This is a genomic window from Herbiconiux ginsengi, from assembly GCF_900107435.1.
Lineage (GTDB): Bacteria > Actinomycetota > Actinomycetes > Actinomycetales > Microbacteriaceae > Herbiconiux > Herbiconiux ginsengi.
The window spans coordinates 512,939-527,752 of the sequence record NZ_FNPZ01000003.1 but is presented as its reverse complement, the minus strand read 5'-3'; the positions used below and the strand labels follow the sequence as shown (position 1 = coordinate 527,752).

The window sequence follows — 14,814 nt, the reverse complement described above, 5'->3', positions numbered from 1 at the left end:
TGTCGGCGTGCCCTCTTCGCAGTCGCTGAGCCTCGATGATCGCCGGCTGGTCGCCGCCTGGGCGGCCGACTGCGCCGAGAGAGTCCTCCCCCTGTTCGAAGCGGAGGCTCCTGCCGATGGCCGGCCACGCGATGCGATCGAGCGAGCACGAGCATTCGCCCGGGGCGAGCTGGATGCCGCCGGCGAGATCCGCCGACGTTTCGTGGCGGGGCGCGCCGCCCATTCCGTGACCTCCCCCGCGGCCAAAGCCGCCGCCTGGGCTGCGGCCCAAGCCTCGGGAGTCGCCCACATGGGAGCCCACGCCCTCGGCGCCGCCGCCTACGCCGCGAAGGCGGCAGCCGCGGCCGGTCCCGACGGCGGGCGCGGGCCGGCCGAGATCGCATGGCAGATCGAGCACCTGAGCGATCCGGCGAGCGACGCGCTCCGGCGCCTTCCGCTGCTCGGGGACGACTCCTCGGGCCCGCTCGGCGAGGGACTCCTCGCGTCGGGTGCACTCGGGGCGAACATCCGTGCCCTCCAAGCCGCCCTGATGCGGCGCTCCTGAGCCGGTGCGCCCCCAGCGGGCGTTCAGAGAGTCCGAGGCGGGCGGGAAGCCCCACTGCTCGTCGCCACGGAGTGCGTGAGTACCATGCTGGGCATGGCAATCAGACTGGAGAACGTCGGGATCGCGGTGCGCGACCTCGAGGAGACCATCGCGTTCTTCACCGATCTCGGCCTCACGGTGCTGGGGCGCGACACGGTCAGCGGCGAGTGGGCCGACACCGCCGTGGGCCTCGACGGCAATCACGCCGAGATCGCGGTGCTGCAGACCCCGGACGGCCAGGGCCAGATCGAGCTGTTCGAATACATCCATCCCGACGCGATCGAGACGACGCCCACCCTCCCCAACGAGATCGGGATGCACCGCGTCGCCTTCTCGGTCGACGACATCGACGCGTCGCTCGAGATCGCCGCCCGGCACGGCTACCATCCCCTTCGCGGGGTGGCGACCTATCACGACATCTACAAGCTCACCTACCTCCGCGGGCCGAGCGGCATCCTCGTGATGTTGGCGCAAGCGCTGAAGCAGAACTGAAGTCGGGCTCGGCGGCGCGAACTGCCCGGGCGTGCCGATGTTCCACCTGGCCCCCTCCGCAGCGAGGCCATCGTCCCGCGGGGCGGCGGCATCCTGCTGACACTCGGGTCACAGGGCCCGAACGATCAGCAGCACGCCCAGCAGGGCGACCACGCCGTTCCCGATCACCGCCGACACCCTCCGGAACGAGGGCGTCGCCTTGCGCCGCAGGCCCGCCCCGAGCGCGATGAGCAGGGCTTGCCAGCCGAAGGATGCGAGACCGACGCCCGCGACGAAGGCCACCTTGGCCGGCGCCGACGTGGCGATCTGCTCCAGCCCCGGTAGGAGCGCGGCGAAGTAGACCAGCGTCGCCGGGTTGATCGCGGTCAGGGCGAGAAAGAGGCCGAAGTGACGGACGGAGTTCGATGACGTCGCGATCTCCGCGCCGGGATCGGACCTCGACCTCCTGCTCGCGATCAGACCATATCCACCCAGCACGACGAGCGCCGCTCCGCCGACGATCTGCGGCCACGGCTCCCAGGCTCGCACGATCGGGCCGACGAGCACGCCCGCGATCACGGCGATGGCGCAGTACGCCGTGTCCACGGCCGCCACCGCGCCCGCCGCGGGGAGTCCGTGACGCAGACCGCGCGCGATGCCCTCCTGGATCAGCAGCACGCCGATCGCGCCCAGCGGGGCCGCGAGAGCGAGGCCGGCGACGAGTCCAGAGGCGAAGGGGAGCAGCCAGTCCATGGATCGACTCTGAGACATCCGCCCACCCGGCACTGTGTGTTCGGGCAGTCACTTGAGAAGATGTGTCGTATGGATGCGACCGACGACAAGATCATCGATGTTCTCCGCGAAGACGGTCGCGCATCGTTCAGCGGAATCGGACGCCGTGTCGGCTTGAGCACGAACGCGGTCGCGGCTCGTGTGCGCCGCCTCGAGAAGGCCGGCGTCATCCTCGGCTACCGGGTGGTGCTCGACGCCGAGACGACGGATGCCGCCGACGGACTCGAGGCGTTCATCGACGTGCGCCTCGACCCCGCTCTCGACTCGGCGGCTTTCCTCGACTGGGCCCGGCGGGTGCCGGAGATCAGGGATGCCGTGCACGTCACCGGCTCCTACGACTATCTCGTGCAGATCCGCGTCGCCGACACCGGGGCGCTCGACAGATTGCTGCGGCGGCTCAAGCGCGACGGCGGCGCGACCCACACGCAGACCAGGCTCGCCCTCCGCTGAACGTCCGGATGCGGTGAGCCCCGTTCCTCTCAGCGGATTCCAATACCCCCGGGGGTATATTGATCGTCATGAAGATCATCATCATCGGCGGCGTGGCGGGCGGGATGGCAGCGGCCACCCGCCTCCGGCGGCTCGACGAGAGCGCGGAGATCATCGTGCTCGAGGCGGGTCCGTACGTGTCGTTCTCGAACTGCGGGCTCCCCTACCGGCTCGGCGGCGTCATCGACGACCGAGCGGCGGTCCTCCCGCGGTCGCCCGAGTGGTTCGCGCTCCGGTTCGAGATCGACGTGCGCGTCGGTCACCGGGTGACCTCGATCGATCCCCGCGCGGCGACGGTCACGGTCGACATCGCAGGAACCGGCCAGGTCGACACGCTCGGATACGACGAGCTGATCATCGCGACCGGCGCCACCGCCGACCTGCCTCCGACGCTGGTCTCGGATCACACCTTCGCGCTCCGCACCATCGACGACATGGACGCCATCGCCGAACGTCTCGACCGGCCCGACGTCCGGTCGGTCGTGATCGTGGGGGCCGGTTACATCGGGCTCGAAGCCGCGGAGAACGTCCGGCGACGCGGCCTCGACACCACTCTCGTTCAGCGCGGCCCGCAGATCTTCCCGGCGCTCGACCCGGAGATGGTGACCGCGGTGCATCACGAGCTGGTCGAACACGGCATCACGGTACTGACCTCCACGACCGTGCACCGCGTCGATCGAACCCAGGTGACATTCGACGACGGCGCCTCGATCGCCGCCGACCTCGTCATCGACGCCACCGGGATCACTCCGGCAAGCGCTCTCGCCGAAGCGGCGGGTCTCCGCATCGGCGCCGGCGGCGGCATCCGGGTCGACGGACTGCATCGCTCCAGCGACCCCCACATCTACGCCATCGGCGACGTGGCCGAGAAGACCGATCACGTGACCGGCGCGCCGACGCTGATCGCGTTGGCCGGCCTGGCGAACCGGGACGGCCGCGCCGTGGCCGACGCCATCGCCGGGATCGGCGAACCGACGGCTCCCGCGCTCGGCACGTCGATCATCGGGGTGTTCGGCGTCACCGCCGCCGCGGTCGGCTGGAACGAGACCCGCCTCCGTGCAGCACGACGACCGCATCGGATCGTGCACGTGCATCCGTCATCGCATGCGAGCTTCTACCCCGGCGGATCGGCCCTCGCGATGAAGCTGCTGATCGATCCCGACACCGATCTCCTGCTCGGGGCGCAGGTCGTGGGGCGGGACGGGGTCGACAAGCGCATCGACGTGCTCGCCGTCGCGATGAGCGCGGGCATCACCGCCTCGGGCCTGAAGAACCTCGAGCTCGCGTACGCGCCGCAGTACGGGTCGGCGAAAGATCCGGTGAACATCGCCGGATACGTCGCCGAGAACACCGCGCGAGCGCTGGTTCGCACGGTGCAGTGGCACGAGCTCGCCGGGCACATCGCTGCGGGCGCCTCCGTCGTCGATGTGCGCACTCCGGCCGAGTACGACAGTGGTCACATCCCCGGCGCCCTCAACGTTCCGCTCGACGAGATCCGTCACCGGATGGACGGGATTCCGGCCGGGCGGGTGATCGTGCACTGCCAGGTCGGGCAACGCGGGAGCACAGCGACCCGCATCCTGTCGCAGGCCGGACGCGACGTCACCAACCTCGACGGCGGGTATCTCACCTGGCTCGCCGGAACGACCACCACCCATCAGCCCACGATGAAAGAAGCACTCGTATGAATTCGACCACCGTCACCGCCCTCTCTACCGAGAACGCACCCATCGTCATCGATGTGCGGGAAGCCGACGAGTATGCCGGCGGGCACGTTCCCGGCGGGGTGAACATCCCGCTCTCACAGCTCGCCGATCGATTGGACGCCGTTCCCCGGCACTCCACCGTCTTCGTGATCTGCCAGTCCGGGGGCCGCAGCGCTCGCGCGACCGACTTCCTCACCGGCCAGGGCATCGACGCGATCAATGTCGAGGGAGGCACCGGTGCCTGGATCTCCGCCGGACTCCCGGTGGAGAGGGCATGATCATGGGACTGCGTTCCTTGTTCGGCAAGTCCTACGCCACGATCACGCCGGAAGAGGCGGAACGTCAGCTGGCGAGCGGCGCGATCCTCATCGACGTCCGCTCGGCCCGGGAGTTCGCCAACGGCCACGCCCCGGCTGCGCGGAACATCCCGCTCGAGCAGATCGCGGGGCGCGCTCACGAGCTTCCGAACGACGCCCCCATCGTCACGATCTGCCACTCCGGGGCGCGCTCGGCGATCGCCGCCCGCAGCCTCGCGAAACACGGGCACACGGTCTCCTCTTTGCGCGGCGGAACCACCGCCTGGATCGCTGCCGGGCTTCCCACCTCGAAGAAATCCACCTCGAAGAAATGAGGACGCGATGACCTCCCCGTCCAGCGCCGACATCCCGGTCGTGCCCGATGCCGATGCCGACCGTGCCGCACAGCAGCGCAAGATCGTGAACAGGCTGCGTCGAGCTCAGGGGCAACTCGCGGCGGTCATCACCGCCGTCGAGGCCGGTGCCGAGTGCCGCGACGTGGTGACCCAGCTCGCCGCCGTGTCCAAAGCACTCGACCGGGCGGGGTACACCATCGTGGCCACCGCCATGCGCAACTGCATCGCCGACCCCGACAGCGAACCGCTGACGCCCGACGAGCTCGAGAAGCTGTTTCTCACCCTCGCCTGAGGCCGGGGATGCGCCGATGCGCGCCGGCAACGGTAGCAACCGTCGACGACCTCGGCGCTCGCGAAGGCCGCGCCGTCGAGGATCGCTCTCCCGTCTCGGGCCCGAGCTCCCGACGGGGGCCTGCCGCGCCATCCCAGCGCGCACCGACGATGCCGGCGACCACATTCCCCGAGCGGCATACGCCCGCCCGTGCAGTCGATTCATCGCTCGACCGGGGGCTCCGGATGAACGAGCACGACGACGCGAAGGCCACGGCCCCCGCGTCGAGGGTGCTGCATCCGCTGTTCATCGGGCTCGTGACGGCCGTCTCCGCGCAGGCCGCCGATGACGCTGCAGAGCTGGCTCGGAGCAACGACGAGCGAGGTGGTCGCGCTGCTCGATCGGGCCGAGCTGATGACCGTGGAGCAGTTCGGCGAGTGGAATACCTGGCTGTTCGAGCGGGACAGGCGCGTCTGAGCGCAGCCGATCCGGCGCAAGGATCGAAAGTGAGTGAATGTCAGTGGCTCATGTTTGACTGTTCCCATGCAACCCACCCCGTCAGAGTTCCGCGAGATCGCCGCGCGCTTCAGCGCCTGGGGCGACTCCGCGGCCGCGCTCGACGACGGGGCGTTGCTCGCGTTCGCCGCGGCGTTCGACCAGGTGGCGAGGGTCGTGGGGGCGGTGCAGACGAGGGTGGCCGGCGAGATCGGCGCTCGGTCGCGCTCCGAGCTGGGTGAAGACGGCCTGAGTCGATCGCAGAACTTCTCCACGCCGGCCAAACTGCTCGCTGCCGTCACGAGAACGTCGACCCGGGAGGCCAAGGCCAGGCTCGATCTGGGCGAGCGGATGCGCGGAGCCGAGTTGCTCGGAGGCGGAGTCGCGCCCGATCCGTTCCCGCTCGTTCGCGAGGCGATGTCGCGCGGCGAGGTGGGCGTCGAATGCGCGGCGGTGATCACCGCTGAATGCGCCGCCCTCGTCAAACGGGGCACCGACCCGGTGCTGGTCTCCGAGGCCGAAGAGCACCTCGTGGCGGCCGCCCGCAACCCCCTGCTCACCGTGGACGACGTGCCCCGGCTCGCCGTGCGCATCCGGGAATCGCTCGACCCGGATGGCCTCGAACCACGTGCCGAGGCGCAGCGGGAGGCCCGTTCGTTCACCCTGAACCGCAGCACCGACGGGATGTACCGCGGGCGACTGGCCCTGCCGCCCGAAGACGGCGCGCTCTGGCTCGGTGCCCTTCAGGCCATGATCAGCCCGCGCACGACGCCGAGGTTCCGGTCGGAAGACGAGTTCGTCACGGAGACGATCACGGCTGACCCCAGAACTCTGCCGCAGAAGATGGCGGATGCCGCCACCGGGCTCATCGCCCGTGCGGCCGGCGCTCCCGAGATGCCTCACCTGGCTGGGGCGACCACCACCGTGAACGTGCACGTCAGCGTGGCCGACCTCGAGAGTGGTCGCGGCCCGGGGTGGATCGACGGAATCGATGAACCGGTGCCGATGTCCACCGTCGAGCGGCTGCGGTGCCATTCTCCCCAGGTGGTGACCGTGTTCGGGCATCATGGCGAGGTACTGCATCACGGCAAGGCCCGGCGTCTGTTCAGTCCTGCCCAGAATCGCGCGCTCGCGGCCCGCGACGGCGGATGCGTCTGGCCGGGCTGCGACCGGCCGCCATCCGGTTGCGAGACCCATCACGTTGAGGAGTGGAGGTCGCCGGCGCATCCACCCGGGCGAACGGATGTCGAGAACGGCGTGCTGCTCTGCCGGTTCCACCATGCCCGCATCCACAAACCGGCCTGGCGGCTCACCATGCGACACGGGGTGCCGCACATCGTGCCCCCACGGTGGAGAGACCCGAGCCAGACTCCGATCCCCGTCACCCGACGACGAACGTTCGCGCCGGAGTCGAGGTTCACGAGCGCGCCCGGATCACGCCCCGACACCGAGCGGCGCACCGTCTGATGCGCCGTGCGATGCACCATCGGATGCGCCGTGCGATGCGCCATCAGATGCGCCGTGCGATGGGCCATCAGCGGCGGAGGGCCGGAATCGCTCCCGCCCCGCGCACCCGGCGACACTATTCTGTCGCCTATGGAGGGACTCGAAGTCGCCGTCGTGCTGGGCCTCACGGTGCTGGCCGGTGGCCTGGCGAACCGCTATCTCCGCGTGCCGGCGCCCTGGGCCTGGCTCGCCGTCGGCATCATCGTCAGCTTCGTGCCGGGTGTTCCCGAAGTCGCCCTCCCGCCCGACATCGTGCTCTACATCTTCTTGCCGGCCCTGCTCTACTGGGAGTCGCTCAACATCTCGGTGCACGGCTTCCGGTTCGACCTGCGGGTCATCTCCTTGCTCAGCATCGGCCTCGTCTTCGTCACCGCCGCTGCCGTGGCCGGCATCGGCACTCTCATGGGGCTCGCCTTCCCGGTGGCCCTGGTGCTCGGCGCCGTGCTCTCGCCGACGGATGCCACGGCCGTCTCGGCCATGGCCCCTCGCCTGCCGAGGCGCATCGACACCATGCTCCGCGGCGAGAGTCTCGTCAACGACGCCAGCGCCCTCGCCCTCTACTCCGTCGCCGTGGCCGCGGTGGTGGCCGGGCGCGATCCGTCGATCGGCGAGATCTCGCTCAGCTTCGTCTGGGCCGTGGTGATCGGTGTGGCGCTGGGCCTCGCCGCCGGCTACGCCCTCTATCTGCTCCGGCGCATCGCCCGAACACCGTCGCTCGCCGCCACGGTCTCGGTCATCACGCCGTTCGTGCTCTACCTACCGGCGGAGATGGCACACGGGTCGGGTGTCGTCGCCGTCGTGGCCGGAGGACTCCTGCTCAGCCTCCTCCTGCCACGAGTCGTGTCGGCGAATGCCCGCACGCTCTCCTTCGACTTCTGGCGAGTGGCCAGCTACGTCATCAACGGAGCGCTCTTCGTACTGATCGGCCTCCAGGCCCACAGTGTGGTCGAGACCTACGCGACCGACGGCTGGCTCAGCGTGCTCCTGCTGACCCTCGCCGTCACCGTCGCCATTTTCGCCGTGCGATTCCTCTGGGTCGTCGCGATGGCTCCGGCCATCCGGCTGCTCGATCGCCGGCCCTCGCAGCGCGATCGGCGGGTGCCGTTCCGCATCCGCGCCATCCTCATCGGCGGCGGATTCCGCGGCGCCGTCTCATTGGCCGCGGCCCTCTCGGTGCCGGCGCTGATCGCCGACGGCATGGGCTTCCCCGACCGCCAACTGCTCGTCGCCGTCACCTTCGGCGTCATCGTGCTGCTGCTCGTCGGCCAGGGGGCGGCCATGCCCCTGATCCTGAAGCGGGCGCACCTGCCCCACGACGACGGATCGTCGGAGGAGTACCGGCTGGCCGTGACGACCATGGCACACGAGGCACTCGACCACCTCGACGCCGATGCCGCTGCGGCAGGCGCCTCGCCGGAGGCGCAGCGGATCGTGCGCGAGCGGATCGACGAGACTCTTGCGAAAGCGGGCGATCTCACCGACCGGGAGGCCGATGCCGCGGTGCGAGCCCTGCTGCTCACGGCGATCAGCCGCAAGCGCCACGCCATCGAGCAGCTCCGTGCGTCGGGGCGCATCGACGACCTGGTGTTCCTGCGTGTGCAGGGCGATCTCGACCACGAGGAACTGCGCCTGCACACCGAGCGGGAGTGACCCGCGTGTCGCGCAAACTTTCTCATTGCGAAAGTTTTCGCAGTGTGAAAGTATTTGGGCATGACATCCGTGGCACCGCATCCGGTCGACGAGACCCTGGGGCTGCGGGAGCGCAAGAAGCGTGAGACGGCGCGCGCCATCGAGGTGGCCGCCGTCGAACTCGTGGCGGAGTTCGGTCTCTCGGAGGTGACGGTCGATGCCATCAGCCACCGTGCCGACGTCACCAGCCGCACCTTCTTCAACTACTTCGCCAGCAAAGAAGATGCGGTGATCGGTGCCTCGAAAGCGTTCGGTCCGCCCGTGGTGCCGCCGATCGCGTACCAACCCGGGGTTCCCGTGCTCGACACGCTGATCGCAGCGGTGCGCGACGAGATCGCCTCGATCGACTTCGGCACCCCCGAACTGCAGGCGCAGCGGCGAGCCGTCGCGCTGGCGAATCCGTCGCTGCTGGTGAAGGACTTCCAGCGGCTCGGGGCGATCGAAGAAGATCTGGCGCAGCAGGCTCAGCGGTTGCTGCGGGAGGAGGGCCGCGTGCCCGCGCGTGAGCGGGCCGATCGGGCGTGGGCCATCGTGATGTTCGCAGGCGCGGTGCTGCGGCTCGGGCTGCAGACCTGGACGCACGAGACCGGCGTGCGCCGTCCCATCGCCGAGCACATCGAATCCGCCCGCCTCCACCTGCTCGGCCTCGCGGCCGACCTCTGCTGAACCGCCCGCGCCACCCACCGCACCCCGCGTCACCCGCTTTCGCCCACATCACCCGCCCCGCCCACGTCACCGTCCGACACCATTCCGAGGAAGAACTATGTCCAGCCCTGAACTGAACGAGGTCGCCGACCGCGACGAACCCGCAGCCGGCTCGTCCGCCGCCGCACCCACCACCGACGGGCCCCCGCAGCTCTCCCAGAAGCGGATCGGCCTCATCTTCGCCGCGCTCATGGTGGCGATGCTGCTCTCGGCGCTCGACCAGACCATCCTCGGCACGGCCCTGCCCACCATCGTCGGCGATCTCGACGGCGTGAACCACATGCTCTGGGTGGCCACGGCCTACATCCTCGCCTCCACCGTCGTGATGCCCGTCTACGGCAAGCTCGGCGACCTGATGGGGCGCAAGTCGCTCTTCGTCATCGCCCTCTCGATCTTCGTGTTCGGCTCGATCGTCGGCGGATTCGCCAACTCGATGGAGTGGCTGATCGCCGGCCGCGCCATCCAGGGGCTCGGCGGCGGCGGGCTGATGATCCTCTCGCAGGCCATCATCGCCGACGTCATCCCGGCCCGCGATCGCGGCAAGTACATGGGCTTCATCGGCGTCGTCTTCGGCCTCTCCTCGGTGGCCGGGCCGCTGCTCGGCGGGCTCTTCACCGACGTGCTCAGCTGGCGCCTCGCGTTCTGGATCAACGTGCCGCTCGGCATCGCCGCCATCCTCGCCGCCGTCGCCTTCATCAAACTGCCACCGGTGGGCGTGGGATCGAAACCGCGCATCGACGTGGCCGGCATGGTCACCCTCGCCCTCGCCGCGGCCGGACTGGTGCTCACCGCGTCGTGGGGCGGCACCGAATACGACTGGGACTCCCCCGTCATCATCGGCCTGATCATCCTCACCATCGTCTCGGCCGTCGCCTTCGTGCTGATCGAGCGCCGCTCGAGCGAGCCCGTCATCCCGATGTCGCTGTTCAAGAACCGCAACTTCACCCTCACCACCCTCGGCGGTCTGGCCATCGGCATCTCGATGTTCGGCGCCATCGGCTACATGCCGACGTTCTTGCAGATCGTGAACAGCGTCAACGCCACCCAGTCGGGCTTCATGCTGCTGCCGATGCTCGGCGGCCTCCTGATCACCGCGATCGGCGGCGGATTCCTCGTGACGAAGACCGGCCGCTACAAGTGGATGCCCATCGTCGGCTCGCTGATCATCGCGGCCGCCCTGGTGCTCTTCTCCACCATGCGGGCCGACACGCCGCTCTGGCTGATCCTCTCGTATCTCGCCATCCTCGGGCTCGGCATCGGACTCGCGATGCAGGTGCTCGTGCTGATCGTGCAGAACTCGGTGCCGCACTCGATGGTGGGCACGGCGACCGCGGGCAACAACTTCTTCCGCGAGATCGGGGCGTCGCTCGGATCGGCGATCGTCGGCTCGCTGTTCGTGGCACGGCTCACCGACCAGCTGGCGTCATCCGCTGCAGCCGCGGGCGGGGCGGCCGGCGCGGTGCCGAGCGACACCAACTCGCTGACACCCGCCGCGATCAACGCGCTGCCGCCGGAGCTGCACGCGATGATCGTCGATGCCTACTCCAACGCGCTCAGCCCGGTGTACCTGTACCTGGTGCCGCTGATGCTCGCCGCGGCACTGCTGCTCTGCTTCGTCAAGGAGATCCCCCTGGCGACGACGGTGGTGCAGTCCGAGGCCTGAGCACTCGGTGCCGATCAGCGCCGAGGCCGCGTTTCGGGAGGAGGAGAAGCGAACCGAGGCCGAATACGGCCGAGGTTCTGCTCTCCTCCTCCCGAAACGACGAGAGACGACGGCCTCAGGACTGGGGCACCGGTTCTGCGAGCGCGACCGAGGCGAAGAGCTTGTCGAAGACCGCGTGACGGTCGAACTGGAGGGCGTACGCGCGAGCGGCGTCGGCCGCCGCGGCGCGAGCGGCGGGGGTCGTGTGGAGCACCGCCTCGTCGATCGCCGCCGCGATCGCGTCGGGGTCGTTCACCGGCACCACCAGGGCGTGGTCGCCGATGGCCTCCCCGATGCCGCCCGTGAGCGTCGTGATGACCGGGCCGCCACCCGCGAGCATCTTCTCCGCCAGGGCGATGCCGAAGGTCTCCACGAACTCCGGGCGCGGCTTCGACGGCAGCACGAAGGCGGCGCAGCCCGCCATCAGGTGCGGCTTCTCGGCGTCTCCGACGTCGTCGAGAAAACGGATGCGCGACGCCAGCGGCGAGCGCGCGGCCAGGTCGCGGAGCGCGTCGGCTTGCGGGCCCCGGCCCGCGATCACCAGGGGCATGTCCGACGAGCGGGAGAGCGCGCTGCGTTCGAAGCCGGCGATCAAGTCGTCGACCCCCTTCGCATCCGTCAGCCGGGAAAGGAAGAGGAGGTAGCCGTCACGCGACAATCCCCGGGCCTGGAGCAGCGCATCCGTGGTGCCCGGATCGAGGTCGAGGTAGGCTGCCGCGTCGATGGCCGGGTAGGACACCGCGATGCGTTCCCGGCACTGCTCGGCGAAGCGGGTGCCGTGCTGCTCGTCGACGCGGGCCGCCTCCGAGATGATGAGGTCGCGGGTGTACTCCGAGACCGCGACGCAGTGGTCTTGCGACAGGTACGACGAGAGGATGTGCGCGGCCGCGCCCAGTCGCCCCTCCTCCACGGCGGTGCGCACGACGTTGGTGACGTCCGATCCCACCGCCTCGGCGATGGTGGTGACGTTCACCGGCAGGCCCGTGCCCCAGGCCGCGCGCACGGCGTCGGCCACGGCGATGGTGTGGGGTGAGAGGTAGAGCGACAGGGCCACTGTGGGCACACCGTCGGTGAAGAGCTCCACCAGGCGGCCGGTGATGCCCGCGAGGTAGCGTCCGTCCGGCACCTTGTAGTCGCCGACCGGCGCCGGGCGCTCGACGATGATGCCTGGACTGTAGGGCAGCACCGAATCGAGCGGTTTGAGGGGCAGACCGGCGGCTTCGAGGCGCTCGATCGGCCAGGTGACGATGCGCACCTCGTCGAAACCGCGGGTGAGTGCCGTCTCGGCGAGGTTGCGGCCCTCCACGGAGTGGCCGCAGATCACCGGATCGGCGCGAACGACGATGACGAGGCGGTTGCGGATCGCGTTCATGGGGTCTCTCCTGTCGTGAGGGTCGTGGCTGTCGTGAATGATGATGCGGTGGACGAGGAGGGCGGCACGAGTCGCGTACCCCAGTCGCTCGGCTCCGGGCCGAGTTCGAGCAGCAACTCTCCGCCGCCGTGGAACTCGGCGCCGGTCAGCCAGCTTCGGTCGAGCGGATGCCCGTTGAGGGCCGCCGCCTGCACGTACTGCACCGGCCCGCCGGCGACGGGTTCGCGGAACCCGGAGGTGCGCACCGAGAACGTCCCCCCGCCCACCGCGATCTCCGCGGCCCGGAACGACGGCGCGTTCACCAGCACGAGGTTCTGGCCCGCGACGGGGAACAGCCCGAGCGACGCCCAGACGAACCACGAGCTGAGTCCGCCCGAGTCGTCGTTGCCCGGCAGTCCGCCCCGCCCGGTGCCGAACTGCTGGTGCACCGCGTTGTGCACCACCTCGGCCGTGCGGTCGGGGCGGCCGGCGTAGTGATAGGCCCAGGGCGCATCCATGTCGGGCTCGTTGTTGAGGCCCTCGAAGCGGCCGAGCTCGTAGCCCGCGACCAGTTCGGCGACCCCGGGCGCGATGCCGAGTTGGCGCACGGGAGGCGCACCGAAGCCGAAGAATGCATCCAGGTGCGCGACGAACCGTTCGCGCCCGCCGCTCACCTCGATCCGCCCCGCCATGTCGTGCTGCAGGCGGAACGAGTAGTTGTGGCGACTGCCCTCGTAGTAGGTGGAATCCTTGAGCAATCCGGTCGACGGGTCGTAGGCGTTCACCCAGCGCGCGGCGAGCGCCTCGAACTGCGTGGCGAGCGCCCGGTCGCCCACGTGCCGCGCCACCTGGGCGGTGCACCAGTAGCCGAACGCGATGTCGAGGGTGTGCGTGATCGGATGCGCCTCCCCCCGCAGCAGGTACTCCTCGCCGTAGGTGCGGCGCAGGTCGTCGCTCATGTGCACGAGCGCCCAGTCCCAGTCGATGCCGGACACCCCGAGCTGGCAGAGGTCGGCGAGGAAGGTGTGCGCGAGGGCGCTGCCCTGGCGCGAGAAGCGGTCGCTGCCGCGCGCCATCCGGTAGCCGATCGGGAAGTTGCCCTCCTCCTCGCAGATGGTGAGCAGCGCATTCGCGAGCTCGACGGCCTTCTCGGGCTGGATCGCGGTGAGCAGGGGCAGCTGGGTGCGGTAGATGTCCCACATCGTCGCGATGTCGAAGGCGAAGGGGCCCTCGCTCGGCCAGAACGGGCTCTCGGAGGGCGCGAGCGAGGGCTTGATGAGCGAGTGGTAGAGCGCCGTGGAGAACACGGTCTTGCGTTCGGGCGACGGGGTGTCGACGGTGATGGTCTTGAGGTGCTTGCGCCAGGTCTTCTGCGTGCGCTCGCGCCGCGAATCGAAGCGCGCCGGCCCCGGCCCGCAGTCGGCGCGCAGGTTGCGCTCGGCCTGCTCGACGCCCCGCAGCGAGAACCCGATCCGCAACTCGATCGTCTGACCGGGCTCGCTGGGGCCCGCCCACATCAGGCCGAACGGCCGCAGGGTGGTGGGCCGGATGTGGTCGAAGTCGAGCCGCGTGCCGCCCGGCATCAGCCGCCGGTCGTACCAGAGCATCTGCCGCCAGTGCGGGGCGTCGCACTCCACGTGCACGGCGATCGGCGCACCCTCGGCCACCACCACACCGCTCGCGACACCGGGCTCGATGGTCTCGAGGTGCGCCCGCAGCGGGATGGTCGACCCGTAAGGGATCGCCAGGCCGCCGAGCGAGAAGTCGATCACGATGCGGGCGTTCTGGTGCCGCGGGAAGGTGTAGCGGTGCACGGCGCTCTTCGGCCCCACCGTGATCTCGGCGGAGATGCCCGAGTCGAGGGTGGCCGTGTAATAGCCGGGCGACGCCTCCTCCTCGGTGAGCGCCCAGGTGCGGCCCAGCACATCCAGCGGCTCCACCATCGGCGTCACCCGGAAGTAGTTGTAGTACTTGCGGATCGCGCCGGTTCCCGACTGCTGGAAGTGCGTGAACCCTGACGCCAGCTGCGCGTCGTAGATCGTCGGCGGCACGCCCTCGAGGCTGAGGTCGTAGCGGCCGTAGCCCGTCGGGTAGGCGCCCGAGTAGGCGCAGGCCGACACCATGCCGAGCGGATGCGTGGCCCCCGGATGCGTGTTGCCGATCTGCGGTTTCGGCCACCACCAGGTCGCCGCGAGACCTGTCGGCGCGGGCAGCGCCGTGGGCTCGGTTCCGATGAAGGGATCGACGTGGTCGATCATGCGCGGCGCCCGCATCCGGTGGTCATCGTCGGAGCGTAAGTTCCGGATGCGGACGCCGGGTGAACGATCGGTGACCGGTTCGCGAACGGATGCCGCGAGCATTTCATCTGCCGCACGATCCTCGAAAGCTGTTAACATCCGGAG

Annotated in this window: 15 protein-coding genes; 12 read left to right on the top strand and 3 right to left on the bottom strand. The window is 69.7% G+C overall.

Annotated elements, in window-relative coordinates; all coding sequences use genetic code 11:
* The first annotated feature begins 7 nt into the window (after positions 1–7).
* Together BLW00_RS15225 and BLW00_RS15220 are read left to right on the top strand one after the other, a co-directional pair.
* Complete coding sequence (locus tag BLW00_RS15225; protein ID WP_092555630.1) at positions 8–544, top strand: putative immunity protein; 537 nt, start codon at positions 8–10, stop codon at positions 542–544.
* Positions 545–637: 93 nt separating this feature from the next.
* Positions 638–1,075: a VOC family protein gene (locus BLW00_RS15220; RefSeq protein WP_092556166.1), complete on the top strand. Its 438-nt coding sequence runs from the start codon at positions 638–640 to the stop codon at positions 1,073–1,075.
* Positions 1,076–1,183: 108 nt separating this feature from the next.
* Here BLW00_RS15220 and BLW00_RS15215 read toward each other — a convergent pair whose 3' ends face one another.
* Positions 1,184–1,807, bottom strand: coding sequence for a LysE family transporter (locus BLW00_RS15215; RefSeq protein ID WP_175494304.1), 624 nt, complete (start codon positions 1,805–1,807; stop codon positions 1,184–1,186).
* 69 nt (positions 1,808–1,876) lie between these two features.
* Here BLW00_RS15215 and BLW00_RS15210 point away from each other — a divergent pair, with 69 nt between their 5' ends.
* The 10 genes from BLW00_RS15210 (at position 1,877) to BLW00_RS15170 (ending at position 11,022) form a co-directional block, all read left to right on the top strand.
* The gene (locus tag BLW00_RS15210; protein WP_092555626.1) at positions 1,877–2,296 is read left to right on the top strand and encodes an Lrp/AsnC family transcriptional regulator; all 420 of its coding nucleotides are present in this window, start codon (positions 1,877–1,879) and stop codon (positions 2,294–2,296) included.
* A gap of 68 nt (positions 2,297–2,364) precedes the next feature.
* A complete protein-coding gene (locus BLW00_RS15205; RefSeq protein ID WP_092555624.1) occupies positions 2,365–4,023 on the top strand; it encodes an FAD-dependent oxidoreductase in 1,659 nt (552 codons plus the stop codon).
* Positions 4,020–4,319: a rhodanese-like domain-containing protein gene (locus BLW00_RS15200; RefSeq protein ID WP_092555622.1), complete on the top strand. Its 300-nt coding sequence runs from the start codon at positions 4,020–4,022 to the stop codon at positions 4,317–4,319. The genes BLW00_RS15205 and BLW00_RS15200 overlap by 4 nt, the downstream gene beginning before the upstream one ends.
* Before the next feature lie 2 nt (positions 4,320–4,321).
* On the top strand, positions 4,322–4,672 hold the full coding sequence (locus BLW00_RS15195) for a rhodanese-like domain-containing protein (RefSeq protein WP_092556164.1): 351 nt from the start codon (positions 4,322–4,324) through the stop codon (positions 4,670–4,672).
* Positions 4,673–4,679: 7 nt separating this feature from the next.
* Entirely contained in the window at positions 4,680–4,985 is a 306-nt protein-coding gene (locus BLW00_RS15190) for a metal-sensitive transcriptional regulator (RefSeq protein WP_092555620.1), read from the top strand.
* A gap of 324 nt (positions 4,986–5,309) precedes the next feature.
* Positions 5,310–5,441, top strand: a complete 132-nt coding sequence (locus tag BLW00_RS24270; RefSeq protein WP_281242415.1) for a hypothetical protein — start codon at positions 5,310–5,312, stop codon at positions 5,439–5,441.
* A gap of 66 nt (positions 5,442–5,507) precedes the next feature.
* Positions 5,508–6,926 (top strand): HNH endonuclease signature motif containing protein, encoded by a 1,419-nt coding sequence (locus BLW00_RS15185; protein ID WP_092555618.1) that lies wholly within the window; start codon positions 5,508–5,510, stop codon positions 6,924–6,926.
* 129 nt (positions 6,927–7,055) lie between these two features.
* Positions 7,056–8,615, top strand: coding sequence for a Na+/H+ antiporter (locus tag BLW00_RS15180; RefSeq protein ID WP_092555616.1), 1,560 nt, complete (start codon positions 7,056–7,058; stop codon positions 8,613–8,615).
* 60 nt (positions 8,616–8,675) lie between these two features.
* A complete protein-coding gene (locus tag BLW00_RS15175) occupies positions 8,676–9,320 on the top strand; it encodes a TetR/AcrR family transcriptional regulator (protein WP_092555614.1) in 645 nt (214 codons plus the stop codon).
* Between the two features lie 97 nt (positions 9,321–9,417).
* Positions 9,418–11,022, top strand: coding sequence for an MDR family MFS transporter (locus BLW00_RS15170; RefSeq protein ID WP_092555612.1), 1,605 nt, complete (start codon positions 9,418–9,420; stop codon positions 11,020–11,022).
* Positions 11,023–11,137: 115 nt separating this feature from the next.
* Here the strand turns inward: BLW00_RS15170 and BLW00_RS15165 are convergent, their stop codons facing one another.
* Complete coding sequence (locus BLW00_RS15165; RefSeq protein WP_092555610.1) at positions 11,138–12,433, bottom strand: glycosyltransferase; 1,296 nt, start codon at positions 12,431–12,433, stop codon at positions 11,138–11,140.
* Positions 12,430–14,808: a glycoside hydrolase domain-containing protein gene (locus BLW00_RS15160; protein WP_245741614.1), complete on the bottom strand. Its 2,379-nt coding sequence runs from the start codon at positions 14,806–14,808 to the stop codon at positions 12,430–12,432. The genes BLW00_RS15165 and BLW00_RS15160 overlap by 4 nt, the downstream gene beginning before the upstream one ends.
* Positions 14,809–14,814 lie beyond the last annotated feature (6 nt).